Annotated in this window: 22 protein-coding genes and 3 pseudogenes; 9 read left to right on the top strand and 16 right to left on the bottom strand. The window is 67.6% G+C overall.

The features are described 5' to 3' along the window. Positions 1–253: 253 nt before the first annotated feature. Both F4560_RS43045 and F4560_RS43040 read right to left on the bottom strand, forming a co-directional pair. Positions 254–598 (bottom strand): annotated as a pseudogene (locus F4560_RS43045) (transposase family protein); the annotation flags it as partial. 76 nt (positions 599–674) lie between these two features. Next, entirely contained in the window at positions 675–1,688 is a 1,014-nt protein-coding gene (locus tag F4560_RS43040; protein WP_184928747.1) for a LacI family DNA-binding transcriptional regulator, read from the bottom strand. Positions 1,689–2,170: 482 nt separating this feature from the next. Between F4560_RS43040 and F4560_RS43035 the strand changes: the two genes are divergently transcribed. The 4 genes from F4560_RS43035 to F4560_RS43020 all read left to right on the top strand — a co-directional run bounded on the left by F4560_RS43035 (position 2,171) and on the right by F4560_RS43020 (position 7,436). After that, positions 2,171–5,014, top strand: a complete 2,844-nt coding sequence (locus F4560_RS43035; RefSeq protein WP_221483858.1) for a rhamnogalacturonan lyase family protein — start codon at positions 2,171–2,173, stop codon at positions 5,012–5,014. A gap of 30 nt (positions 5,015–5,044) precedes the next feature. Next, positions 5,045–5,740, top strand: coding sequence for a carbohydrate ABC transporter permease (locus F4560_RS43030; RefSeq protein ID WP_184928745.1), 696 nt, complete (start codon positions 5,045–5,047; stop codon positions 5,738–5,740). Continuing rightward, on the top strand, positions 5,737–6,975 hold the full coding sequence (locus F4560_RS43025) for a cellulase-like family protein (RefSeq protein ID WP_184928744.1): 1,239 nt from the start codon (positions 5,737–5,739) through the stop codon (positions 6,973–6,975). The genes F4560_RS43030 and F4560_RS43025 overlap by 4 nt, the downstream gene beginning before the upstream one ends. Positions 6,976–7,298: 323 nt before the next feature. Further along, complete coding sequence (locus tag F4560_RS43020) at positions 7,299–7,436, top strand: hypothetical protein (RefSeq protein ID WP_184928743.1); 138 nt, start codon at positions 7,299–7,301, stop codon at positions 7,434–7,436. 691 nt (positions 7,437–8,127) lie between these two features. Here the strand turns inward: F4560_RS43020 and F4560_RS43015 are convergent. From F4560_RS43015 to F4560_RS42995, 6 genes and pseudogenes are all read right to left on the bottom strand, one after another. Then, entirely contained in the window at positions 8,128–9,909 is a 1,782-nt protein-coding gene (locus F4560_RS43015) for a S8 family serine peptidase (RefSeq protein ID WP_312869897.1), read from the bottom strand. Positions 9,910–10,071: 162 nt separating this feature from the next. After that, positions 10,072–11,082: a TrmB family transcriptional regulator gene (locus tag F4560_RS43010; protein ID WP_221483857.1), complete on the bottom strand. Its 1,011-nt coding sequence runs from the start codon at positions 11,080–11,082 to the stop codon at positions 10,072–10,074. Positions 11,083–12,135: 1,053 nt separating this feature from the next. Beyond that, a complete protein-coding gene (locus F4560_RS43880; protein WP_221483856.1) occupies positions 12,136–13,161 on the bottom strand; it encodes a tyrosine-type recombinase/integrase in 1,026 nt (341 codons plus the stop codon). After that, on the bottom strand, positions 13,158–14,492 hold the full coding sequence (locus F4560_RS43875) for a hypothetical protein (RefSeq protein WP_221483855.1): 1,335 nt from the start codon (positions 14,490–14,492) through the stop codon (positions 13,158–13,160). Before F4560_RS43875 ends, F4560_RS43880 begins: the two co-directional genes overlap by 4 nt. A 64-nt stretch (positions 14,493–14,556) precedes the next feature. After that, the gene (locus tag F4560_RS43000; RefSeq protein ID WP_184928742.1) at positions 14,557–15,783 is read right to left on the bottom strand and encodes a tyrosine-type recombinase/integrase; all 1,227 of its coding nucleotides are present in this window, start codon (positions 15,781–15,783) and stop codon (positions 14,557–14,559) included. Between the two features lie 62 nt (positions 15,784–15,845). Continuing rightward, positions 15,846–17,365, bottom strand: a pseudogene (locus F4560_RS42995) (ISL3 family transposase). Between the two features lie 132 nt (positions 17,366–17,497). On the opposite strand from F4560_RS42995, the gene F4560_RS42990 reads away from it, so the two are divergent. Then, complete coding sequence (locus tag F4560_RS42990) at positions 17,498–17,797, top strand: hypothetical protein (RefSeq protein ID WP_184928741.1); 300 nt, start codon at positions 17,498–17,500, stop codon at positions 17,795–17,797. A 182-nt stretch (positions 17,798–17,979) separates the two neighbouring features. Beyond that, positions 17,980–18,132, top strand: coding sequence for a hypothetical protein (locus tag F4560_RS42985; RefSeq protein ID WP_184928740.1), 153 nt, complete (start codon positions 17,980–17,982; stop codon positions 18,130–18,132). Positions 18,133–18,187: 55 nt separating this feature from the next. On the opposite strand, the gene F4560_RS42980 is transcribed toward F4560_RS42985, so the two are convergent. The 4 genes from F4560_RS42980 to F4560_RS42965 all read right to left on the bottom strand — a co-directional run bounded on the left by F4560_RS42980 (position 18,188) and on the right by F4560_RS42965 (position 21,089). Next, positions 18,188–19,360 (bottom strand): tyrosine-type recombinase/integrase, encoded by a 1,173-nt coding sequence (locus F4560_RS42980; RefSeq protein ID WP_184928739.1) that lies wholly within the window; start codon positions 19,358–19,360, stop codon positions 18,188–18,190. 111 nt (positions 19,361–19,471) lie between these two features. Continuing rightward, positions 19,472–19,747: a helix-turn-helix domain-containing protein gene (locus tag F4560_RS42975; RefSeq protein ID WP_184928738.1), complete on the bottom strand. Its 276-nt coding sequence runs from the start codon at positions 19,745–19,747 to the stop codon at positions 19,472–19,474. Next, positions 19,744–20,655: a deazapurine DNA modification protein DpdA family protein gene (locus F4560_RS42970; protein ID WP_246477962.1), complete on the bottom strand. Its 912-nt coding sequence runs from the start codon at positions 20,653–20,655 to the stop codon at positions 19,744–19,746. Before F4560_RS42970 ends, F4560_RS42975 begins: the two co-directional genes overlap by 4 nt. Before the next feature lie 101 nt (positions 20,656–20,756). Further along, a complete protein-coding gene (locus tag F4560_RS42965; RefSeq protein WP_184928736.1) occupies positions 20,757–21,089 on the bottom strand; it encodes a hypothetical protein in 333 nt (110 codons plus the stop codon). Positions 21,090–21,329: 240 nt separating this feature from the next. Here F4560_RS42965 and F4560_RS43870 point away from each other — a divergent pair, with 240 nt between their 5' ends. After that, on the top strand, positions 21,330–21,662 hold the full coding sequence (locus F4560_RS43870; protein ID WP_221483854.1) for a DUF7660 family protein: 333 nt from the start codon (positions 21,330–21,332) through the stop codon (positions 21,660–21,662). Between the two features lie 8 nt (positions 21,663–21,670). On the opposite strand, the gene F4560_RS42955 is transcribed toward F4560_RS43870, so the two are convergent. The 4 genes and pseudogenes from F4560_RS42955 to F4560_RS45310 form a co-directional block, all read right to left on the bottom strand. Next, on the bottom strand, positions 21,671–22,642 hold the full coding sequence (locus F4560_RS42955; protein WP_184928735.1) for a hypothetical protein: 972 nt from the start codon (positions 22,640–22,642) through the stop codon (positions 21,671–21,673). Continuing rightward, entirely contained in the window at positions 22,639–22,965 is a 327-nt protein-coding gene (locus tag F4560_RS45320) for a hypothetical protein (protein WP_246479277.1), read from the bottom strand. The genes F4560_RS42955 and F4560_RS45320 overlap by 4 nt, the downstream gene beginning before the upstream one ends. Positions 22,966–23,021: 56 nt before the next feature. Then, entirely contained in the window at positions 23,022–23,468 is a 447-nt protein-coding gene (locus F4560_RS45315) for a hypothetical protein (RefSeq protein ID WP_246479276.1), read from the bottom strand. Between the two features lie 88 nt (positions 23,469–23,556). Next, a pseudogene (locus tag F4560_RS45310) lies at positions 23,557–24,108 on the bottom strand (DNA cytosine methyltransferase); the annotation flags it as partial. 321 nt (positions 24,109–24,429) lie between these two features. Between F4560_RS45310 and F4560_RS42945 the strand changes: the two are divergent. Continuing rightward, on the top strand, positions 24,430–25,488 hold the full coding sequence (locus tag F4560_RS42945) for a tyrosine-type recombinase/integrase (RefSeq protein WP_312869824.1): 1,059 nt from the start codon (positions 24,430–24,432) through the stop codon (positions 25,486–25,488). After that, the gene (locus F4560_RS42940; protein WP_123743153.1) at positions 25,489–25,818 is read left to right on the top strand and encodes a helix-turn-helix domain-containing protein; all 330 of its coding nucleotides are present in this window, start codon (positions 25,489–25,491) and stop codon (positions 25,816–25,818) included.

The following is a 25,818-nucleotide window of genomic DNA, read 5'->3' as shown; positions in this document are numbered from 1 at the left end:
TGTCGACGCAGCCCAGCGCATCGAAGACAGCCGCCGAGTTCGCCGTCCTGCCCTACTTCGCCCTCAACGGCACCGACCACCTCACCCATGCCGAACAGAACGCCGCCATCGGCTCGTTCGTCCGCTGACAATGCCCGAGCCCAGCCCAAGACCGCCTTCGCCACCGACTCACTCATCCGTACCTGGACCAATCACCCGGCCAAGGCTGCGTGACAAGACACCAGATGAGTAAGTCCTAACCGGCCAGTGGTCGTAGGCGCAGACCCCAGGAAAAGCGGAATGGCTTGCGCAGTAACGGTAGCCGGCCCATCCGTCCAACCCCGACCGCTTGGCCGTCTCGCGGCAACGGGCGCATTCGATCGGGGTGGGGTCCACGATCCAGGTCGCGTCGCCCAGAGGTCGGTGTCGACCGCGAGCGTATCCGGATCGCCCGCTGGAGCAGCGGCATGGCATTGCGCAGGCGCTTGTTGTAGCCGGACTGCTGGGGCACGTAGCGGAACGCGCCGGGCAGACGACGGGGCAGGAACCGAAGCCACCGGGTCTCCGAGGTGATGCCGAGCAGAGCTTGGGCCACGGCCAGGGTGACCAGTTCGGTGTTCAGGTCGGTCCTCACAAACTGATCTTGAACACCCTTCGTCCATCCCGGACACCACCCGCGCTTAGGACCTACTCATCTAGGCCGAATCCCGTACCACCAGCTCCGGCTGTAACACCACCCGCTGGTGGTCGGTCGCACCGTCCGCGTCGGCCAGCAGCAATGCCGCCGCGGTGTATCCGAGCTGGTAAGTGGGCTGCCGCACGGTGGTTAGCGGTGTGGACAGTTCCGCCGCGAAGGACACGTCGTCGTATCCCACGACGGCGATGTCGTCGGGCACCTTGATGCCGCGCTTGCGCAGGCAGCGCAGCACGCCGAGGGCTACGACGTCATTGACGCACATGATGGCGGTCGGCCATTCGGGCAAGCCCAGAATCTGTTCGACTGCGCGCTCCGCGTCGTCGTCGTCGACGTCGGTCAGGGAAACCTCGAGTAGGTGCCGGGACGGCTCCAGCCCTTCAGCCTGTAGGGCCCGGTGGACGCCGCGGCTGCGGGCGACACATTGGTAGACCTCCCTGCATCCGTTGAGGAACAGGATCTGCCGATGCCCTTGGCTGAGCAGGTGTGTGGCAACGAGTTCTCCGCCGTGGACGTCGTCGACGGAGACGGAGCACAGTTCCGGCGTCGGGCTGGGGCAGTCGAGCAGGACGACAGGGATACCCCGGCGCTGCAGTGCCAGCAGTGGTTCGGTCTGCATGTGGCCCGGCGTGATGATCAAGCCGCGGACGCCTTGCTCCTCGAGCGACCGCAGTTGCCTCGCCTCTCGGCCGGAGTCCTTGTCGGTGCTGCAGAGGATCAGCATGCAGTCCGCCTGTGCCAGGCGGTCCTCGATGCCGCGTGCCGCTTCGGTGAAGAAGGGGTTGCCGATGCTCAAGACCATCGCCGCGGCGGTGTTGGAGCGCCCCAGGCGTAGCTGGTGGGCCAGCCCATTTCGGACAAACCCGACCTGGCGCATCGCCTGCTCGACTCGTTCGCGGGTTTCCGACGCGACCAGGTCGGGGTTGTTGAGCACGTTCGAGACGGTGCCGACGGAGACGCCGGCGGCCGCGGCAACCTCGCGGATGCCGTATCGCGGGCGGACCGGTCGGGACATCAGCCTCCCCCCAACGTCAAGGATGTCGAGTCTACCCAGGCCGATCGGTCGACATGACAGTGTCGGACAGTCGGACCTTTCGATGCTTGCCATCATCGTGTCGTGTATGTAAAGTCACAGACCTCGATCGATGCGGGGCTGGTGTAGGCACCACCGTTGTCCTTGCAGCCGATCTGAACACCGTCGCCGCCCTGGCTGCATACGGTGTGAAACTTTTATGGGCGCGAGTTGAAAGCTTTCAACCGCGCCGACAAGGCCGTCGCCCCGTCCTTGTCTGCGTGCCTGTCTGCCTCCACACCCCCATGCAGGGAGATCTCTGTGACCACCGCCGAGTCGGCTTCGTTCGCCATGCGCAAGTGATTGCAGAGTCGCCCAAAAGCACCTCGGGCCTTCGGAAAGCCCTTACCTGAGTTCCGTGACAACACAATACAATCTGGAGTGTTGTGATGAATCGAAAACGCCTCGCCTTGGTTGCGGGTGCCATGACCGCTGTGCTGACGGTGTCGCTGGCGGCGGCATCACTCACGGCGAATGCGGGTCCGAGTCCGACCGCTGCCCCGGCGGCCCGAGTGATGGAGCGGTTGGACCGGGGCCTGACGGCGGTGCCGACCTCCGACGGCGCCTTCCTGAGCTGGCGGCTGCTGGGCCCGGAGCAGGGCAGTGGCATCGGTTTCAACGTGTACAAGAACTCGACGAAGCTGAACCCGACTCCGCTGACCGGTGGGACGAACTTCACCGACCGCACGGCCGGTTCGGGCACGTACACAGTGCGCGCGGTCGTCGACGGCAAGGAGCAGGTGGCGAGCCCTCCGGCGACGGTGTTCGGCAACGGCTACGGGAACATTCCGCTGGCGTCGATCCCGGGGGCGGCCGCGGCCGACTACTACGTGCAGCACGGCTGGCCGGGCGACCTGGACGGCGACGGCCGGTACGAGGTAGTGGTGAGCCGGTTGCCGTTCGCGGCCGGCAGGCCGTCGTATCTGGAGGCGTACTCGCTCTCGGGCGCACGGTTGTGGCGGGTCGACCTCGGTCCGGCCTCGTACACCCGGCTTGGCGGCAACGGGGCCAACGAGCCGGCGCCGGCGGCGATCTCCGGTTACGGGGACGTCGCGGGCTTCCGCAACGACGACAACGTGACGGTGTACGACCTCGACCTGGACGGCCGCGCCGAGGTGCTCGTGCACACGGCCAACGGCGTGCGGTTCGCCGACGGGCGGACTGTGTCGGCCCCTGCCGCGAACCAGTTCGTCTCGGTGATCGACGGTCGGACCGGCGCGGAGCGGGCCCGGGCGGCGGTGCCGACCGATCTGGTCGCGAATGGGCCGTCGGGCGGGCACTTCGGAGTCGGCTACCTGGACGGCGTACGCCCCAGCCTGATCACGAAGATGGTCAACCGGACCGGCGCCGGAACCGGCGGGTTCAACACCCTGTACGTCGCGTGGGACTACGACGGCTCCCGGCTGACCCAACGCTGGAAAATGATCAACAATGCGTGCTGCTCGTTCCACCAGATCCGGATCGTCGATGTCGACGGAGACGGTCGCGACGACATCGCCGACGGCAACAAGGTGATCAACAGCAATGGCACGCTGCGGTACGTCGTGCCCGGCTCCATCCACGGCGACCGGTTCCACATCGGCGACCTGGACCCGAGCCGGCCAGGGCTGGAGGGCTACGCGATCCAGCAGACCGAGGGCGGCTCGTCGAGCACATTCCCCTGGTACTACTACGACGCGGCGACCGGCCAGCGGTTGGTGACCGGCGCGCACTCCGGAACGTCAACCGACGTCGCTCGCGGCACCACGGCGGACATCGACCCCGGTCACCCCGGCTACGAGTACTGGGCCACCGTGGCGTCCGGCGAGCCGGGGGCCGGGCTCTTCAACGTCCGGGGCCAGCGGATCTCCAATCGGACTCCGAGCGTCAACTTCCGCATCTGGTGGGACGGCGACCTCGGTTCCGAGTTGCTCGATAACACGTACGTGGAGAAGTGGAATCCAGGCTCGCAGTCGGTCGGCCGGATCTTCAACCCGTCCGGCGTCCGCTCGTCCTGGCGGGCAGCGGTGCCGATGTACGGCGACATCATCGGTGACTGGCGCGAGGAGATCCTCGCTGAAACCACCGATCACACGGCGATGCGCATCTACACCACCACCGCACCGACCAGCACGCGGCTGTACACCCTCGCGCACAACCCGGCCTACCGCCTGGGATTCACCGTCCGCGGCTACCTGCAATCGCTGCTCGTCGACTACTACCTCGGCACCGGTATGAGCCAGCCCCCGGCACCCAACATCACCACCGTCGGCGGCGATGCCACACCCGAGTGGGCCATGGTCGCCTCCGACGACTTCCGGGACGGCACCGGCAAGTGGACCGCCGAGCTCGAGAGCGGCGGCACCGTCCAGGCCCGCGACGGCGCGCTGGACATCGACGTGCCGGGCGGCGCGACGGTGTGGTTCCGGCAGAAGTTCGCCGGCCCGACGATCATCGAGTACACCGCCACGCCGGTCAGCGCCGGCGGGGCCAACGATCGCGTGTCCGACCTCAACGCCTTCTGGAGCGCCACCGACGCACGCTCCCCGAACGACCTCTTCGCGAGCCGCCGATCGGGCCGGTTGGCCGACTACGACAACCTCAAGACCTACTACGTGGGCCACGGCGCCAACGGCAACACCACCACCCGGATGCGCCGCTACGTCGGCGAGCCCGGCAACCGGCCGCTGATCTTCGATCGGACCGAGCCGCTGCTCACCGCGAACCGTCCGCAGCGGATCCGGCTTGTGTCCGATGGTGGCAAGATCCAGTACTGGGTCGATGGCCGATTGGTCTTCGACTACGCCGACTCGCAGCCCTACACCCAGGGCTGGTTCGGGTTCCGAACCGTGGACAGCCACTTCACCCTGCGGGACTTCGCGGTCTGGCAACCCCGTTCGACCACCCCACCGGACACCACCACCCAGACACCTCCAACGACCACATCTCCAACGACGACGACTACCGCAACGACGACACCCACGACAGGGCCTGGCGGTACATGCAGCGCCGCTTACCGCACGACCAATGCGTGGCCCGACGGCTTCCAGGGTGAGGTGACGGTCACGGCAGGTGCTTCGGCGATCAACGGGTGGACCGTCGGCTGGACGTCGAGCAGCGGCCAGTCCATCACCCAACTGTGGAACGGCACCCTGAACGTGGACGGATCGACGGTGTCCGTCGGAAACCTCTCTTACAACGGCGCACTCTCACCGTCCGGCTCCACCACTTTCGGCTACACCGCAACAGGCAACCCATCCACACCGGCCCTCACCTGCACCACCCGCTGACCGAACCGCACATCCGGCACGCCGCGCGGCGTGCCGGATGTGCGGCTATTACCCGGAAGGAACAACTACCGCGGGCTGTTGGCGGCGCAGCCGTTCTGGAGCTGGTTCACCGTCAGCACGGTCGTCGCCGTGCTGGCCACGGTGGTCTCGGTGCTGCTGTGCTCGCTGGCCGGTTTCGCGTTCGCCAAGTACCGCTTCCACGGTCGCAACGCGCTGTTCACGATCATGTTCAGCTCGCTGGCCGTGCCCTTCGCGGTGATCATCGTGCCGCTGTTCATCATGGTCGCCAAGGCGCGTCTGACCGAGCCGTACTTCTCCCTCGTGGTGCCGTGGGTGGCGCCGGCGTTCGGGATCTTCATGATGCGCCAGTTCACCGAGCAGTCGGTTCCCGACGAGCTGCTCGACGCCGCCCGGATGGACGGCTGCACCGAGTTCGGCCTGTTCCGCCGCGTCGTGCTGCCGCTGCTGCGTCCGGCGCTGGGCGCGCTCGGCGTGTGGTCGTTCCTCAACAGCTACAACAGCCTGCTATGGCCGCTCATCGTGATCAGCGAACCGGAGGACTACACGTTGCCCATGGGAATCCAGGCCCTCTTCGGCGCCACCGGACGGCAGTACGACCTGGTGCTCGCCGGCTCCGTGCTGGCCGCCGTGCCGAGCCTGCTGGTGTTCTTCCTGCTGCGCAAGCAACTGCTGGAAGGCCTCACCGCCGGGGCGGTGAAGGCATGACCCCGGACAAGCTGACCATCACCCTGTGGGACTTCACCTGGTACACCCGCACCGGGCCGGGCGAGCCCTTCGAGGACCTCGACAACGCCTTCGCCGAGGCGGTCGAGCGCGGCTACAACACCGTGCGGATCTGCGCCATGCCCCTGCTGCTGTTCGGCTCGGGTGTGGACACCACGCGATTGCGGCTGGGGCCGTTGGGCGGCGGCTACGGGTCGCGGGTGCGTTGGTACGACGTGGGCGCGGAGACCGTCGTCAACGCGCGCGCATGGCTGCTGGCGCTGTTCCACGCCGCACGGCGGCACAACTGCCACGTCATCCTGTCCAGCTGGGAGTACCAGCAGAGCCCGTCGTTCGCCCTGGACCGCGCCTGGTTCGACGCGGTGATGGCGATCGACCCCGAGGACCGCGCCGTGGCGCTGGCGAACGCGCTGGCCGACCTGGTGGACTTCCTCGCGTCGCACGGCCTGGACGACCGCGTGGCGTTCACCGAACTGCACAACGAGGTGCAGGCAGGGCACCTGGCCGACGGGCTCGACGGCGACCCCGTGGTCGCGCTGCGACCACGATTGGAACGCGGGATAGCGCGGTTCAAGCAGCGCCACCCCGACCGGCTCGTCACGGCCAACTACGCGGGAGTCCCGGTCGGCTCGATGCGCGGCGTCCCCCGCAGCGTGGACGTCGCGGTGTTCCACCCGTACGTCTACGGCGTACTGGACGACCTGCTCGACGAGTTCGCCCTGCGCGACCCGTCCCGCCCGTTCCCACAGGGCCGCGCTCACCGGGAACTGCTGCGCCCCGGCGCTCCCGACTTCGACGACTGGCTGCCGCCACCCGACCAGCGTTGGCGACTGGAGGCGACGATCGTCGGGCGGCGCGAGGTGTACGTGCACGACTGGTGCGACCCCGACAAGTGGGACGCCTGGCTCTACGACCGCTACGCCACCCACCGCACCGCCATGCACCGGCAGCTCACCACCTGGATAGACGCCGCCGCCGACTGGGCCGCCGAAACCCGCGTCCCCCTGGTCTTCGGCGAAGGTTGGATCGGCTACACCCCGCTGCACGGGACCTTCGAGGAAGGCCCCGTCGGCGCCGCCTTCTGCCGCACCGCCGCCACCGAATCCGCACGAGTCGGGGCGTGGGGCTCGGTCGTGTGCTCCAACGCCGCCCCGCACCACCCGATGTGGCAGGACATCACGCTCCAACGCGAGTGCAACGCCCTACTCAGCGAATGACTCCCCCACACCGAACCTGCTCAAGGAAGAACAGGTACCCCGAACCCCATCGTCCGGTCCGCGCCGACCGTATTCCTGGTGCTGCTCGCCACGGCGGTCACGGCCACCCCGGCGCAGGCCGGACTGAAGCGCTACAGCCTTGTTGGAGACTCGATTGGTTGATCGCTCCAGCCGGGGTTGGCTGGTGCTTGCGGTAGTAGACGGCCTCGTGCCTCGGCGGGTTCCCGCGTGAACTGCTGGGAGGCCGCCCGCGTCGACGGTGCGAACAAGTGGCAGACGTTTGGTGCCGATCGTAGTGCCCGATCAGCCCGCCCACTCTGGGCGTGCTGTTCCTGTTGTTCTTCATCTGGACCTGGAACTACGGGGACGGCGCCCGGAAGAACTGCATCACCCACCTGCACCAGCTCCAGGTGGTGCTTTGCCACCGCGGCCAGGTTGCCGAGAGCAACCCCGCAAGCTGATGCCCGGTGGGAGCCGTTGTAGTCCCACGCGACGTACAGGGTGTTGAACCCGCCGGTGCCGGCGCCGGTCCGGTTGACCATCTTCGTGTGTTGCCACGGAATACTCAGGTAAGCGCTTTCCGAAGGGCCCGCCTGGGTTCCTGATCCGAGACCGGGCCGGCCAGTTCACCGCCTTGTTCGACGCGGTCTTCTCCGACACCGGCATTCACGTCGTGAAGATCCCGCCACAGTGTCCGCGGGCCAACGCCTACGCCGAACGGTTCGTCGGCACCGTCTGACACGAAGTCACCGACCGACTACTCATCATCAACGAACACACCTACGGGCGGTCCTGGACCGCTACGCGACCCACTACAACCACCGCCGACCACACCAAGCCCGGCAACTCGCGCCACCACGACCCGACCGACCGATCGCAGAGCCGGGCTGCATCTCGATACGCCGCCGACCACTCCTCGGGGGCCTGATCAACGAGTACGAACCCACAGCAGCATAACCGCAGGTCAGGCAGCGGTGGCCCACTTATGGCACCCCACACCATGGCGGCTGATGCCACGATGCCTTGGGCCCGACCGCTCCGATCGGGATGCGGCGGGCCCGACCGCCAAAACTTCGACGGTGGCACGGATCGTCACCTCGCCGGTCGGCCAGGTGACGACCCTCTGCTCACACTGAGGACAGGTTTATCCGGTCAGGAGTTGTTGACGATCTTGACGTCGTCGACCTGCGCCTCGAACAGGCTGGGGGTTCCGGCGTCAGCTGCGGAGACCAGCAACCGGACGGTCTTGCCGGCATACGCCGAGAGGCTGACCGAGCCGTCCCGCCATGAGCCGGCGACCTCGGAAGCGGCACCGCCCCGCTCGAACACCGTGGTGATCGTGGTGCCGTCCACCACGCTCACCCGCAGGTAGTCGTTCGAACCGGAGTTGTCGCCGTGGGCAACGCTGTAACCGAAGGTCAGCGTGGAGGTCCCAGCGGCAGGGATGGTGATCTGCGGCGACCGGATCGACGTGACACCGCCGTCCACATCATTCGTCCCCCACGATGCGCCGGCAGCTGCTCCGGTCACGAGGCCCCAGCTGCTGCTGAGCTGCTTGATCTGGTCGCTGTACGTTGAGAACGTCTGCTGCGGGATCCCGCGCTCGAAGCGTCCAGTGGTCGCCGTGTCGGTACCGGCCGGGTTGGCGGTCCAGCCGGTGGCGGTGTCGAAGTTGTCGCTGTAAACGGTGGTGCCCGGCGGTGTGTCGTCCGCAGCCGTGTACAGCAGGCGGTTCGGCGAGTTCGAGCCGGGGTCGGTGACCTTGCCGGTGGTGGCCGCGGTGTTGAGGGCGGACGTGACCTCGGCCGGGGATGCTGACGGGTGGCTCGCCAGGTACAGCGCCGCCGCACCGGCCACATGTGGGGAGGACATCGACGTTCCGCTCATCGTGGCGGTGGCGGTGTCGCTGCTGATCCCGAGCGAGAGAATCGAGTCGCCGGGTGCGAAGATGTCGACGCAGGAGCCGTAGTTGGAGTAGTCGGAACGGGCGTCGGTCTTGGAGGTCGCGGCGACCGTGATCACCGACGGTACGCGGGCCGGCGACTGGTTGCAGGCGTTGGTGTCGCCGTTGCCAGCGGAGACGGCGACAGTGACGCCGGCGTCCACCACGCCCCGGATTGCGGCGTCCTTGGCATCGGTCGGGGAGCCGCCGATGCTGGCGTTGGCCACCGAAGGCCCGTCGGCGTTCCTGGCAACCCAGTCGTAGCCCGCGATGACCTGCGAGTTCGTGCCGGAGCCGCCGCAGTCGGTGACGCGGACCGCCACCAGGGAGACGCCCTTGGCGACGCCATAGGTAGCACTGCCCACGCTGCCGGCCGTGTGGGTGCCATGCCCGTTGCAGTCCTGGGCGACGGAGTCGCCGTCGACGAAGTCGTAGCCGTAAGAGGCCCGGCCGCCGAAGTCCTTGTGGCTGATCCGGATGCCGCCGTCGATCATGTACGCGGTCACGTTGCTGGCGGTCGTCGAGTAGTTGTAGGTGCTGTTCAGCGGCAGCGAGCGCTGGTCGATACGGTCAAGACCCCAGGTTGCATTGGGTTGCGTGTCCTCGATGTGGTTGAGGCGGTCCTGCTCCACATAAGCGACGGACGGGTCGGCGGCCAGGCGTTCGGCCTCGGCTGCGGTGGCACTCATGGCGAAGCCGAGGAGCGCATCGGCGTACTTGAAGTTCGCCTTGCCCCCGTACTGCCGGGTCAGGGAGTCGGCGGCGGATGCGACCTGCTGGCCTCCGCGAGAGATACCGGACTCCTTGAGTACGACGATGTAGCTGCCGTCGACTGCGTCGGGTGCGTTTGCACCGAGTATCGTCCCGCGCGGTTCGGCAGCTGATACTGCCTGTGGCGCCATGGCCACGACGAGCAACAGTGCCGCAGAGACGGCGCTGAGCGCGGCATTGGTCCGTTTCAAGGTGTTGCCTCCTCGAGCAGGGAAGGACACCGTGAACAACCGGTGTCTCGGGGAGGAAGTTTCGACAGGAACGGGTCCTTCCGGCGGCACCGTCATGCCCGTGGCACAGATGTGCCATTCACTAGGTGATAGCTGCGGCCCGCCAGACCCCTTGGTGGATCATGCCCAGGTCGAGGTGTGTGTCCGACCGGCTCAGATCCACCCGTACTGGCGCGCCCGCGCCGCCAGCTGGAAGCGAGTCGTGGCGCCTGCCTTCGCCAGCAGCAGCTCCATGCGCCGGAAGAACGTCCGCCTGCTGACGCCGAGCTCGCGAATGATCTGGTTGTCGCTCACCCCCGCCAAAAGCAGGGTGAGGATGTGTCGTTCGGCGGGATGCAGCACGGCGGTGGACCGCAGCTTCGGATGGCGGTGCTCCAATGGCATCGCCTGCTCCCACATCAGCTCGAACAGGGCGGATAGGGCCGACAACAGCCCGCCGGAACGTACCAGTAGCAGCGAGAGATTGATGTCGGCCTCTTCGACGGACGATGACACCAGCGCCAGGTCGTCGTCGACGAGCGTCACCTTCACCGGCACCTTCTCCATGAAGCGGGCCTGTTCGCCGGCCTGCAGGCAGGGTTCGATGTTGACCGAGAAGTTCCCGGGCTGCTCTAGAGAGGCTCGTGAGTACACCACGCGGTGCCCGACACCGCGGGCGAACAGCCTGAGGGCCTGCTCGGTCCCGAGGTCAACGGGGCGGAAGTACGGCGGCGAGTCGAACATCCGTATCTCCCGACGTGCTCCCTCGAGCGCTTCGTTGATTCGGTGCTCGATGGCGTCGGCCCCGGTGACGGCCTCGACCGCGGAGCCGGCGATTGCACTGAGCTTGCGCCGTCGGAAACTTTCGTACGCACCGGAGACCGCGATCTGCGCGTGATCCACCTCACCGGTGCGTAGTCGACCGAGCAGCTCAAGGCTCCGCGCCGGGGACACGGGCACCAGCGGCTGACCGGCGCTGCCGGTAGCTTCGACCAGGCCCAGCGCCACCAGCCCCGCGGCTGCTGCCGCTAGCCGCTCGCCAGCCTCGTCGCCGTCGAACAATCCTGCGCGGGCCTGGAGCGGTTCCGGCGGACGGGTCAACAACTCGGCGTAAAGAACGGCCGCGTCGGGCGACAACCCCAGCAGGATGAGGTGGCTCGACAAGGAAGGCGCCTCAGGTGGCACCGTGGCATTATAGTGTCATCGGCGCGACGCAGTCACTGTCAGAGTCACATTCGGCACGCCCCTCGGTGTCAGGCCGCAGTCACCCGTGCCGGCCACGATCGCGCCGGCCATCAGTGCTCGGCGCCGCCTTCAGATCCCATAACGCGATCGCTTGCGAAGCAGCGGCCGCACGCGCTGGAGACCGGTCCTGGCAGCCTTCGGCCGGTCGGGCTGGCGCTGGTGAAACGATCGGTGCCCGCTCGCGCAACGTGGTCCCCGCCGGGTCGTAGGCCGCCCTGGGCTCACCCGGCGCCGCACGCGACGGCGAACCGGCGCGATACCCGGTGTCGGCCTCCAACAAGTGCTCCACCCGCAACGACAACCCCGCGCGCTGCGCGGGGACCGGGTCCTCCAGCGCCGCCGGCTGCCGACCGCTCCAAGTCGCGGGCACCGCCGCCAGCACGGCGGGGTTGCCTCCGGCGCGCTCGTGCAGCAGAGCCCGCACTGTGGTGTCGCCCCGGCAACGAGCCCCGATCGACAAGTGACACCGCCCCATCGAATCCACCCCACCGCCACCCAAACACCGGAGCACCCGAACGGCCGCACCCAAACCGCCCGAACAGAGGCAGCAGCGAACGGGATCGAAGACCGACGCGACAAGACATCCCGCTGAGGTCCACCCAGTCGGAGCCCACAACCACCACCGATGCGGCCTCTCGACGCCGCCCGTCAACCATCTCTGGGAAAACCCGCCTACCACCGCTGAGAGCTTCCCCTGTACCCGCAGGAAAAGGATGGAAGATCCGCCATTTATCGCTGGTGGTCACAAACCACCACCGTGCCATTACGGACTGTCCTGGCTTCATCCGTTCATCGGCGAAAGCCATGCGTTGCTTGTTCGGTCCACGAACCCGCACTTCGTCTGCGTCGATCGCAACGGTCGACCGGCCGGAGCACCCTCGAGGTCTATCCCATTATCGGCTCTGGCGCACTTTCGGTGGTGTCACCCCAGGAGGATGCGGTGGCGGATTCTCTGAACTTGATCAGAGGTGCGCGTCGAGTCCTGGCTGGTGCTCAGGAATCCCTTGTGAGAGTGGGAATTCCGAGGTTGACGGTTCGCGTGGCGTTGGTGCGTTTGTCGATCTGGGCGAGTTTTTCGTTGGCGCCGGCCAGGCTGATCCGGAGTCCTTCGACTTCGCCGAGCCATCCTTCGCGTTCGGCCTCGGCGATCCGGGCGATGAGGTTGTCGCGGATCTCGAAGATTCGTTGCCGTTGAGCCGGATCTGGCCAGTGCATCGAGCATCGCAGGCAGGCGTGCTCGTGGATGCAAGAGGTGGAGTAGGCGCGGCCACAAAGTCCTGTGGAGACCTTGCGTCGCTCGAAGTGCCCGAGGAACTCTTCCCATTCCTCGTCTGTGGGGACGCGATATTCTTCGCTGGGGCGCAGACTTCGACGTCGGGCCAGGAAGGCCATGTGAGCTTGGATGGCCTCCTCGGGATAGACGGCCTTGTAGCCGAGTGTGACGTTGATGTCGCGGTGTCCTGCGATGACCTGGGCGATGTGCGGTGGCAGTCCGTTGAGGATGGCGTCGGTGATGAAGAGCCTGCGGAAGTCGTGGGGCGTGTAGTTGAGCGGCCTGCCGTCGACCGGGTCGGTCAGGCCGGTGTCGGCCAGGGCCGCCTGGATCATCTTGCGGATCGTTCCGTGGCTGATCGCCCGGCTTTCGGCGCTGAACATGCGCTGGAACAACACGGGGGCCGGTGGCCGCCAGACGCACTCGTGCCAGTCGTAGGCCGGGACAAGCGGGACGATGCCGGTGTCGTCGCGGACCCGGACGATGACGACGGACAGGATGTCGGCCAACTCGGGGCTGACCACCAGCAGCCGCTCGGCGTCGGTCTTGGACGGCGCGATCTGCAGCAGCGGCACGATTTCGCCGGTTGTGGGCAGTCGGTATTGGATCACGCTGTGGTGGGTGATCTCCATCAGCTCCTCGATCCGGACTCCGGTCAGGCGCAGAACGTTCACGGCGGCCCATGCCCAGAACGCGTATTCCTCCTCGCGTCGCAGATCGTGCCGACGACCGGCGGAGTCGGTCACCTCAGCTTCCCGGACCAGGCTCCCAGACGGGTGAGTTGATGTCCGTCGGCGGTGAAGCTCTGTCCCGGCTCGACGGCCTGCGCCATGGCCAGCAGCTCTGCGGCAACGATTCGCCGCCGCTCGACCGTGGCGACCAACACCGGCAGGACCGGCAGACGTTCACGGGTGCGGGCATCCATACGCGCCTTGCGATGGCGCTTGAACTTGCGATGCTCAACATCGCGTCCGACCGGACACGGCGCGACCCACGGTGCCCAGCGGGCTGGATCCTCCAGCGCCCACTGCGAGAGATCGAGATAGAACGCCCGGACCTTCACCAGGCACTCGCGGTAGGCGATCCGGGGGATCGGCTCGCCGACGTCGGTGCCGGCGCTTGAGCCTGGAGGTTGTTTCTTCAGCAGCCGTTCCCGCCACGCGGTGGCGACCTCCGGCGTCAGGCGCAACGAGTCGATGCCCGGATGGTGGACTTCAAGGTCTTTCCAGAATCGCCGCGCCAGGTAGTAGGACAGGTCTTTGAGGCTGTTGTAGTCCAGGTTGGGCTGCCGTTCGTGCAGGTAGGCGACGAGCAGGTCCCGGACCGGGCGGCAGGCGAGCCCGTAGCGGTCGACCAGTTGCCCGGGTGTGAGCTGGCCGCCGGTGCGTAGTTGCCGGAACCGCAACGGAGCCTGCTCACCAAGCAACCCAAGGTCACGAAGGATCTGATAAAACGCCGGAACATCGCGCGGCCAAGCCGCCGACATCGCGGTCTCGGTGTCCACCAACTCCAGCACATCGCCGACGGTGATGTCGGCGAGGGTTCCGCCCTTGGCGGCGACGATCACGGCGCCGCGTTGCGCGGTGAGTCGTGCCGCCCGCTCAGGGATCCCGGAGTGTGCCTGGCAGTGCTCACGCAGCCGTGCGAATCCACTGGGATCACGGTCCAGGGCCAGGCCGTTGGCCAGTTCGGATTTGATCGAGGGTGTGGAGACCAGCCAGCGCAGCGCCGGACGCACCACATCGGCGAAGATCAGCGCCAGAAGCGCCGAGGACAGCTCCGACGGCAACCAGGCCGATCGACGGCCCCGTGCTTCCAACCAGGCGATCGGTGCCTGGCGCCATCGTGCGCCGAGGGCTTCCGCGCCACTGTTGGTCCACCGCTGCTGCCAGGTGTCGCCGGTCTCGTCGGCGAGCCAGTCCAGCAGATGCCGCAGGCCGCGGACACGCTTGGCCTGGACCACAGGGTTGCCGATCACGAGCGGGTCGGCGGTGGCCAGCCGGATCGCCGTCCGGCGGTCGCAGCGCGTGGTCGGCCAGGTCGCTGCGACAGGACGAGGCGGGAACCTCGTGCGCATCGCCTCACGCCCAGCCTCGGCCCGGCCGAGCGCGTCGGCGACGCCGGGACAGACACGACCGTGGTCATGACGTACTCGCGCCGAACAGCACGTTCAAGGACTCCGGCCGGTAACCCGGCGCGGGAGCCGGAAGCGTGCGTGCGGCCGCCTGCCGGGTCTGCTCGGCGTGGTGGGCCAGCACCCTGCGGATCACGTCCTCCTTGCGGGGCGTCAGGTAAATCTGCGTGGTCGTCAGCTGAGCGTGCCCCAGAACGAACTGCACGTCGGTCAACGGCAGCCGTGGATCCTCGGCCATCCGATAGGCCGCGGTATGCCGCAGCGCGTGCAGCGTCGCCGCCGTCCCCGCTTGATCGTTCACCCGCTCGAACATGCGGTGCGCCGCATGGTAGGTCAACGGGCGCAACGGTCGGCGCAGCGTCCACCACAGCGGCAGCCGACGTCCCTTGGGGATCAGGCCGTCCATCTGGACCTGGTAGAGCCGCAACCACACGAACGCGTCGGTGGAGGCCGGAAGCTCCTGGACCTCGCCGGTTCCCTTGCGGACCACCGAAATCAGCTGTCGTCCCGGGTCGACCCCGCCCTGTGTTGTCGACAGCAGTTCCGACGCCCTGGCTCCGGTGGAGACGTAGAACGCCACCAGTGCCCGGTCCCGGTGCGACGGCAGCCGAGCGAAGATCTCGTTGAACTCCTCATCCGGGATCGAGCGCGGGATCCGCTTGGGGACCCGCGGACGGTAGAGCCCGGTCCGCTCGTTGGAAAACGGCTCCATCGGGTTATGGTGCGCATTCGCCCGGCCGCCACGCCGCGACCGGTTCAGCGGGAACGGGTTGATCAGGATCGGGCCGTCATCGATTCCCAGGTGGAAGTCATAGAAGCAGCGCAGCACCGTCTCGCAGTGCGCCCGCACCGACGGCGCATAAGCCTCCACAAAGGACCATTTCTCCATTGGCTCGCCTTGGCGGCGCCAGTGTGGCCGGTGCGGCTTACCGGCCACCAGCATCCAACGGCAGAAATCCCGAGCCTCAATCCGCGTCGCCCGGTTCCAAGGGATGCCGATCGCCCACAAGAACCTGAACCAGCGCAACAGATCCAGCCCATAGGAACGCAACGTCGCCGTCGACCGGCCCGCCGCCTGCAGATCCCGGAAGTACTCCGTGACCGCCTCGACCACGGCCTCGTCCCCATCGACGAGCCGATACGGGTCGCACACGTCGCCCGTCTCGGCGAGACGGCCCACCTGGGGCACGACCATGGCCACCAAATCCCGCAATGGCTCCTTCGCCTGATCCATGGGCGGAATAACTATCAGACCCATGAAACCGCCTCTGACTTGGGGTTATCTCGGATCTTAGTTCAGTCAACAGGTAGAAGGTCGAAGCTGGCTCGTCCGTACATCTGGCGCTTGATCAGCTTCGTCTTGGTGTTCACGCCTTCGGTGCGTCCGTTGTGGTGGTCGAGGGTGATCGCGGCGGTGACGGCGTCGAGGTCCTGGTCGAACCCCGGACGAAAGAGTGCACGTGGGGTAGATCCGCTGCGCGCGCCGCGTTGGTCCATGCCGCCAACCGAGCCACATTGTTCTTGTGGGGTAGGAGCAAGGTGGCGAAGGAACGCACAACGCTTGCCAGTGCCGTCATCTCCGGGCAGGCCGCGGTCAGGGCGTCGAGCCGTTCACGTTGCCGTCCGGTGAGATCCTCCGGTCGGGTCAGCAGCAAGCGGGCGGCCCGACGTGACGACAGGTGCGGATGGTCGTCGAGGTGCCGTCCCTGGTTCAGGTACCGCACGAGGAGGTTCTGGCTGCCGTCGTAGCCCAGGGCGCGGATTTCGTTCAACAGCTCGGTGGCGCCCACACCGGGCTCCTGCTCACGACGGGCGCGGAGGTGATCCCGGTACGGGTCGACCATGCCGGCCCGGTACTTGGGGACCCGCTGGATGCGCTGCGGTGTGGCCGCGCGGGCGTAGCGCTTGACCGTGTTCATCGCCAGACCCAGGCGGCGCGAGCAGTCCAACAGTCCGACCCCGGCGTCGCGCAGGGCATGGATCTGCTGCCACCGTTGAAGCGTGGTCTCGGCGAGTTTCCCCTGGCGCAGTCCTGTGGCCGAGGCCCAGCACGCGCTGTGGGCCGCTACCTCCCTGCCAGCGGCGTCGCACAGGCCGTGCCACAGATGCCACCGGTCGGCGACCTGGACCGCGTCCGGCAGCGCGTCCCGTACCGCCTGCGCGTAGGCGGCCGAACCGTCCCGGCACACCACCTCGACTCCAGGATGCGCCCGCAGCCATCCGGCCACCACCGCGGCACCACGTCCGGACAGCACGTCGATCCGGGCGCCGGTGTCGGCGTCGATCGCCACGGTGGCGTAGTCGTGACACCGACGCAGGGCGAAATCGTCGATCCCCAGTACCCGCGGCACCGCTCGATCCGGTAACGGGATGCCCAGCAGGACCCGCACCGCGGTGTCCCGCCCGACCGCGATCCCCAGCGTCGGCAGCAGCCGGGCGGAGGCCCTGCCGGCCAGCTCGCGCACGACACCGCGGAGCTGATCATCGAGTCGGACGGTGCGTCGCCGGTATCGCTCGATCAAACCGGGTACCTGTTCCCGGAACGTCCGGCGCGCGCATTCCTGTACGGGACAACGCATCCGACGTATCCGCAACCTCACCAGCACCCGGCGTCCGTCGACCGGCACATCCGCGGGAACTCTCTCGTGGAAGGCATGAACGCGGCCCGTCGGCGTTCCGCACGAAGGACACGCCACCTCCTCGCCCCTGGTCGACGCCCGCACCTTGATCACAGCACCGGCGTCCTCGACGCCCTCGACCACCAGCGCCGAAAGCCCCGAGAACACCACACCGACCAGCATCGCCATCTGAGCCACAAATGATCATGACAACCCTCGGCCCCTGTCACGGCCTGGGGGTCCACCGCGCCACCACCGGAAGTGCGCCAGAGCCTCACCCGACGGGTCGACCTCATCCTGGCGCTGCGACAGGCCATCTACGGCAACGACATGCGCAGGCGGATGCGCGAGGTCGACCAGCTTCACCCGTTGGTCAAGGACAACGCATGGCTGTTCGGCGAAGAGTGGCGGCTCAGCCGCAGTGAACCCGGCCTGACCACCGTTCTTCGTGATGTCCTCGCCGACGACGCACTGCTCGAAGCGGATCTCATCGCGTCAGGAGGTCAGGTTCTCCGTGACAACGGCCGGACCGGCCGACTGGACCTGGTACTCCAAAGAACAATCCACACCCCCGGACTCCAGCACCGACTGGTGATCCGAGTTGAAGCGCCCGAGTGTCGCACTGGGTGACAAGGAACTGCGCCAGGTGCGGAGCTACGCGCGAGCGCTGAGCAAGAACGCGGCGACGGGGCGGGCCAAGTGGGACCTTCTGGCTGGTTGGCGCCTCGATCTCAGAGGAGATCGAGGACGACGTCAACCAGACCGACCGCGAGTGGGGTCACGTCACCAAACAAGGCGACTACGACATCCACGTGACCCAGTGGGGCCAACTGCTCGACGATGCGGCCAAACGCCTGGAGTTCTATCGGGAGCAACTGCGCTACGACATCAGCCAAGAGGAAGCCGTCGCCCGAGTGCGTGAACGCCACTCAGCTCTGCTGCCTGAAGAACAACGTTCCGCCTAGAAGGCCCTGTCCAGTCGAGCTCGACGCCGCCGCTTGAGCTGCCGTACGGCGGTGGTTAGAGGCGTCGCCAGCGGGTTTGTGGTTCCGGCCTGGTCGAGTCGGCGGCGGCCTTGTCCCAGCGGTCTTGCAGACCGTTGAGAAGTCGGTGTTCGACTTCGGCGGCGATGTGGGAGTAGACCTTTTGCATCTTGTCTTCGAGGGTGTGCCCGAGGCGTGCGGCTTGGGCGATCTCGGGGACGCCGTCGGCGATCATCCAAGTTTTGTGGCTGTGCCGGAAGCCGTGGAATGTCAGTCCTGGTTGGACGGGCTCGATTCGCACGGGCGGGGCGGTGCGCTTGAGGTTACCGTCGGCGGCGGGGCGCATGGCCCGGCGGGAGAAGTTGGACCGGCGCAGGTACTCGCCTTCTGCGGTGACGAACACGTGGGGGTGGTCGTGGCTGTCGAGGTGTCGGCGCAGCAGCGGGATCAGGAAGGGCGGGAGGGTGATGGTGCGGGCGGATTCGGCGGTCTTGGGCGGGCCGAGCTCGAAGTGGCCGTTGATCTCGTGCAGTGCGCCGATGTCGGGGTCGATGACGATGCGGCTGTCGTCGAGGTGGGTGTTGTGGCGTTGCAGACCGGTCAGTTCGCCCCAGCGGGCTCCGGTCCACGCGGCGGTGATCATGAGGATGCCTGCCCAGGGGCCGACGAGGGCGGCGGCGTTGTCAGCGACGCGCAGGGCTTGTTGGTGGGTGGCCCAGATGCGCTCGCGGGATTTCGCGCGATGGCGTTTGCCCCGTCGGCGGGGGCGGATGGGGTTGGCGGGGATAAGTTTGTCGTCGGCGGCGTCGGCCAGCATCATCGACAGCACTTTGACGATCGTGGTGATGGTGGCAGGCGCGTAGCCGGCGGATAGTTGCTTGCGCCAGGCGGCGACGGCCAGACCGGTGATGTCGGCCAGGGAAGTCTCGCCCCAGCGGGGCAGGATGTGGTTGGTCACCAGGCTGCGGTACTGGGCCTCGGTGGCGCGGGACAGGTCAAGGGCGTCGAGCCAGTCGTCGGCCCACTCCGCCACTGCGATCCGACCTGCCGCCGGGTCGATCCAGGTGCCCCGACGTTGGTCGGTTTCGAGGGTGTCGGCGTAGTTGTCGGCCGATGACTTGTTGGGGAATCCGGTGACCGATCCAAGAGTGCCGTCGTCTTTGAGGTAGCGCACCCGCCAGGTCTTGCCGTGTTGTTCGGACCAGGCCATCGTGCCTCCCGGTGAGGGGTGTTCGGAGCTGTTGACGGGCGTTGGTGTGACACGCCCATGGACGCTCTATTGGCGGTAAAGGGCAATAGGTGTCGGGGAAGTTCTTTGGTGTCAGCGTGTTCGGCGAGGACGACTGTGGACCGTCGGGGGTGTGCAGTTGCCGGAGTCGGCGATGTCGCGCAGGTTGGCGGCCGAGAAGCGCAGGTGCTTGCCGAGGAAGGTGCAGGGGATGGCACGTTGTCCGGCTTTGCGTCGCAGCCAGGACTCGCGCACGGCAAGGAGTTCAGCGGCCTGGGCCGGTGTGTAGAGCCGAGGCGCCGACACCGGTGGTGTGGACGGCTCCTGGTGGTGGCCGGGCGGCGTGGGTGTAGGGCGACGGGTGGTCATCGTGCCTCCGCCCGGCGGCGGGATGGACGGCGGTCGGCTGGATCGCGGGTCGGGCGGGAGCTGCTTCGTGCGTGGGTGTTCGGTCCGGTCGAGATCGGGCGGGTGGACGTGTGGTGGGCAGTGACCGCGTGCGCATGGACCGGTTGGGTGGTGCGCAGTTGCCGGGTCAAGGCGTCGTGCCAGGCCAGGGCGAACCTCAGACAGTTGGACTCGCTGCGGTGGGTGGAGGTGCAGCCGGGAACGTGCCGCCCTCTCAGACTCCAGGACGCCGAGTCACTGGAGGCGATGGCGTCTGCGTACCGGGCGAGGCCGAGCACCTTGGCACCGAAAGCGTGGAGCTTGTAGCCGCGGGCGGCCAACGAGCGGACGATGCGTTCGACCTCGACGGTGTGCTGGCGGCGGCACACACTTCCCACGCCGACCAACGGAAGCGCGCCCAGGTCGATGCCGCGTTCTTCGTACATGTCGGCACAGCGGTGGTAATCGGCGGCGACCGCTTTGCCGACGAGCTGTCCGGGCACGGCCGTGACGCTGCCGAAGGCCAACGGCACGAACAGGGCGCTGTCGACCATGAGCCCGCCCGTGTTAGATACCGCGACAGCTCCCAGCCGGGAGCGGTGGCGCAGCCTCGTGTAGATCAGCGCGTCCACGATTTCCGACGCGGTGAACGCGACGACACTGGCAACCGCGATCTGCGGGGAAGCCAACACGGCTGACAATCCCACTCCGGCTGCGATGGCTACGGCCATTCTTCGGGCACCGAGCCAGTCGTGGACGAGGTCGCGCGCCGTCAGGCTCGTTCCCGCGAACACCGTGCCCGACGGAACGATCAGTCCACCGACGACAAGCGGCGACCAGTACACCGAGGCGATGTTGGCGACGACGACCGAGAGCAGATATCCGATCATCGCTGCCGCGGCGGCGGCCCCCGTGTGCCACGAGTCCCCTACTCGTGCCCACCAGCTCCGCACTGCCGACACAAACTGCGGCGGTGATGTGTTCGTGGTGCTCATGCCGCACGCCCGCGGTATCCGTGATCCACGGTGGTGACCGGCTCCCCGGACCGACACGACCACGGCGAGCATCCATCGGGGTCGCCGTCCTCTTCCACGCTGTCCACTGCCATGTCTGCCGACTCGGAGGTGATCAGCCGCAGGTGCTTCTTACTCTTGGACTTAGAAGGCGCGTCGAGGTCGACCTGGTCCAGAGGAAGGCAGGAGCGGTGCAGGAAGTACTGCCCACGAAGCTCCTGCCCCTGCGTGGTGGCGCGCGGGTAGCCGTGGCGGATGGCGCGGTCGAATTCGACTGCCTCGACCCAGCTGTCCGGATCGTTGTCGCGCACCCACCGCCAGCCGGCGTTGCCGTGGAATGGGCAAGTTACTGCGAATATCAGGTAACGATCGTCGGGGAGCGCCCTCGTTCCTCGGGTGCTCCTGGGCGGAGGGTCGGAGGCAATCGAGCTGACGAGCATTCCGTGACCTGCGATGATCCGCTGGTGCCTGATGACAGCAGCGACCAGATGTGTCGACGGTGTGATCGGCTTGTGCGGTTGAACCGGGACCACTACGAGACGTTCGAGCGGATGCACTACGTGTGCTTCCACTACGAGTTCGAGCACGGCTTTGCCGACCCGGACGCAGATCCCGACGACGATTGCGGTGTCCCTGGTTGCCCATCGTCGCCGGCGGCGCGACACAAGGATCGGCTGGCGACGACGGTGCGGGCGTTGCTGGCGGACTGGTCGGACGGTCCGCCCGCGAACTGGGAGAACCACTCGCTTCCGGACTATCTGGAGTCGCTGGCCGCCTGGCTGGACGACTGTGACGGCTACTACGCCAACCGCGGTGTTCCGGTCCCCTGGAACGGTTGGGAGGTCGTTCAGGACGCGATGCGGGCTGCAACGATCTACGAGTAGTTGCGTGCTCATGCCTTCCCTCCCGTGATGCTGTCCTGAAGCAACGATCGAACTCCAACGATCCGCACCTGGATCGTCGAGTTGGCCAACCCCACTCCGCCGTTCGGGTTGGGCCGCTGGTGCATGTCGCCGATCCATGCCGCAACGACGTCCGGCCGGGCCGCCTCCGGAGTGGTACCGATCGTCAAGCAGAACGCGAGGTGGTCGCCTACCGCTCGTCCGTAGGCGTCCACCGTGTTCCACGCTCGCCCGATGTTGGCCGTGAATTGCAGCCACCGCCGAGCTTCGGGGTGCTGCTCCACCAGGGGATAGCGCTCCCAGTGCACTGTGATCATGAGCAAGCAACGTAGCTCGCTCAGATTCCGCATAAGGCAGCCGACACATGCTGACTTCACGGTCTCCCCGAAGCCTCGTTCGGCGAGGAACTCCATGCACCGTGCCCGGTCGAAGCCGAGATCGATCAGCGGGAAGACGTTGCGCAGGAACAGCAGCCCGGAGTCCTTGGCGCGCGTGAACTCGTCGGTGCTGATCCCGATGGCCTGCTCGGCGTACACCCCTCGCGGCACGCGTCGCGGATGCGGATATCCCAGTAGCTCCGGCGCGGCCTTCTTCAGCGGGGTGATCTTGTACTCCGCAGTACATTGCCTCCTCGCGAGCCCTCGCGTCCCGTCGAGGTTGAGGGTGTGTAGGGGCATGGACACGAAGCGGTGGCGGGGATCGAGGGCGTCGGCGCGGATGTTTCCGGCCGAGACCTGACGCACCGGGATCCCGTGTCTCTCTGCGTGCGCCGCCAGGCGGTCGAGGTTCGCGTGAACGGCGCGCGGCTCCCAGCCGGTGTCGGCGAAAAGGGCGACGTCGAAACGCGGTATCTCGCCCTCGCACGCCAGCAACAGCACGGTCGTGCTTTGCACTCCGGCACCCAGCGACAGCAGTCGCAAGGCGGGCCCGGTGTCGGTCGCCTTCAGTCTTGTCGTGGTCATGCCGCGGTCACCTCCTGCCCGGTCTGCGACCGGTGGTCGGTGTCGGTGTTGATGTCGAGGAGTTCGGCGAGGTCGTCGAGCAGCAGGGCCACCGCGTAGGCGGCTTGCTGGGGAACCACGCCGTTGCCCAGCGCCCGGAGCTGCGCGGTGCGGGGCAGGGAGAGGTCGGTGACCCAGCCTTCGGCCAGGCCCATGAGGTGCTCGACGAAACCAGGCGCGAGGACCGGGCGGCCGTGGTTGCCGGGCTGTGTCGGGTGCGGTGTCGGGCGGCCCAGCACCGCTTCCCAGCGGCGGATCGCCGCCTCGTAGACACCCCAGTTCACGGGAGCCGACTCGCCCTCGGATGCTCGACTCGTCGTACTGTCGGGCTCGCGAACCGCTACGGGATGGCGTCGGTCTCGCTGTCCTCGGCCCGGTGGTGCACCGGCGGGACGAGCAGGCGGATGACCGCCGAGGGCAGCATCAGGTCGCCCTTGGAGCCCCGCTGTGCCGGGCAGCCCTTCGTTCCGTCCGTCGCTCGTTGCGTCGGCAGGAACGCCTCGGGGTCCACCAGGGGGAGCACCTGCTGTGACAGCGGCGGCCGGAACCCCGCACCGGCCCTGCGGCCCGCCGTGCCGGTGTCCGAGGCTCGCGGAGTCGGCAACAACCGGGCCGCATCCGGCAGCGACAGGCCGCCGGTCTGCGTGCGGTGCGTGCAGTTCTTCGCGTCCGAGGCTGTCGGGGTCGGCAACAATCGAAGCCGGTCCAGCAGTGACGGACCGCCCTGTCTGCCGGCGGCGCTGATGCCATTGGAGGAGCCGTCGTGCGCGGTCGGCGTCGGCAGCATCTCCGCACCGTCGACCGGTGCGGGGCTCGCGCAGCCAGGCGAGCAGGAACACTCGCTCGCGGCGGTGTGCGGCTCCGATGTCGGCGGCGCGGACGCTACGCCAGAGCGCGTCATACCCCGCTTCGGCCAGGTCGCCGAGTACACGGTGGAGTCCTCCGTTGCGCCAGCGAAGCGCGGCGACGTTCTCCACGACGACGAGCGCGGGTCGTAGTACGCGAAGGCCCGCCACGATGTCGGCCCACAGCCCACTGCGGACTCCCTTCTCGATGCCCGCGCGCTTCCCGGCGGCGGAGATGTCCTGACAGGGGAACCCCGCGACGAGCACGTCGATCGGCTCGACTTGGGCCCAGTCGATGTGCCGCAGGTCGCCGAGGTTCGGGATGCCCGGTGTCCGGGCGTCGAGGATCCGGGCGATGTGCGGGTCGGGGTCGGCGACCCAGGCGATCCGGCCGCCGCCCAGAGCAGCCAGCACGCCGAGGTCCAGGCCGCCGTAGCCGGTGCACAACGAGCCCACGACCGGAGCAGGCCCGGTGACAGGGCGGGTCCGCCGCCCCGGCCCGTGCGTCACCGCCGGGGCCGGGACGAGCGTGAGCGAACGTGCCGCACGCTCACGGCGCGCGCGCGGCGAACGGCGTGTCATGCCGCTTGGCCTCGCTCACCCGCAGCGTCACGCGCGGCACCCGCGGATCGCGCCGAGCGGTACTGCCCGAGGTCCACGTCCCCCGCCGAAGTACCGGCCGCGCTGTTGCCGGCGGACTTGTGCTGTGAGACATCCCCTGAGTTCATCTGCTCCGCGCTGCAGGTCAGGCAGCACCTGCTGGCCTGGACCTGGGCGGCAGCGCTGCGCTGGCCGCCGTGGCGGCATGTTGACGAGATTTCAGAAATCATGAAACTATCCGATCTTGAGTGAAGCAGCTTCGGTTGGTGTGAAGACAGGGGGCGTGGGTTGGGCCTGTCCGTAGTGCGCGATCTTCGTGAGGCGCGATCACCGGCGAGTGCGGACGAGTTGGCCGACTTCGAGGTCGACGTGATGGCCGGGTTCGTGCTCACGCGGGCATCGACGGGGTTGGCCGACACCACGATCCGCGGCGAGATCAGCAACGTGCAGCAGGTCCGGGACTGGTTCGGACGCCCGCTGTGGGAGATGGAACCCACCGACGCCGATACGTACTTCGGACGTGTGCTGCGGCAAGCGGCCGCGGGGACGCGGCACGCTCGGGCCGCCGCGCTGACGACCTACTTCGAGTACCTCCACGTCCGGCACGCGGTGGAGCTGCACGCCATGACCGGCCGCGTGGTGGCGTGCCCGGTCGATGAGATGAACAGGCCGAAAGGCCGGAAAGACGCCCGACTGCGGATCCCGCCGCCGGCCGAGGAGATCGAGCGATTCTTCAGCGGCTGGGCCGCCGAGTTGGCCGCGTGCCGGAAGTTCGCGCCGACCGCCCGCAACTACGCGGCGGCCAGGTTGATGGCGGAGATCGGGCTGCGCGCTGGGGAGGTTCGTCAACTGGACCTGGCCGACGTGCGCTGGGAGTTGGGCAGGTTCGGCAAGATCCACGTCCGCTACGGCAAGGGAGCCCGGGGCTCCGGGCCCCGCGAGCGCATGGTGCCGTTGATCAACGACTCCGGGCGGACCTTGAAGTGGTACATCGAAGACATCTGGGGACTGTTCGACGACGATCACGAGCGGCCCGGCGCACCGCTGTTTCCCTCCGAACGCCGAACCGAGGGCTCCTCCTCGCGCCGCTTGGGCCCTGACACGCTGCGCTCCGCGGTGGCCGCCGCGACCCGAGCGCACCTGCCCGGCTGGGAGGGCCGACTGACCCCGCACGTGCTGCGGCACTTCTGCGCATCCCAGCTCTACCTCAACGGAATGGACCTGATCGCCATCCAGGAGACCCTGGGACACTCGTGGATCGCGACCACCATGCGCTACGTCCACGTGCACCGGGAACACGTCGAGCAGGCGTGGGTCACCGGTCAGCAGCGCGCGGCGCAACGGGTGGAAGGACTGGTCTGAGTGCGTTGGAATCTCCGCCTGGCAGCGGCGAACCGCGGCATCTGGAAAGCCTCCGAGCTCCAACGCGCTCTGGCCGAGCACGGCCTGGAGATCTCGCTGGGCAAGATGTCCAACCTGTGGTCGGGCCAGCCGGCCTCGCTCAAGCTCGATGACCTCGACGTCATCTGTGTCGTGCTGGGCTGCGAGATCGGAGAGCTGCTCACTCCCGAACCGGACAAGGTCACCCGGCCTGTCGACACGCGTGAGCGGAACGCGGCCACAGGCTCGGCTCCGCAACCGATGCGGGTCGTTCCTCGACGTCGTGACGGTCGTTCCCTGCCGCCGGCGTGA

The organism is Saccharothrix ecbatanensis (assembly GCF_014205015.1).
In the GTDB taxonomy this organism is placed as follows: domain Bacteria; phylum Actinomycetota; class Actinomycetes; order Mycobacteriales; family Pseudonocardiaceae; genus Actinosynnema; species Actinosynnema ecbatanense.
This window is presented reverse-complemented; position numbering and strand designations above follow the sequence as displayed.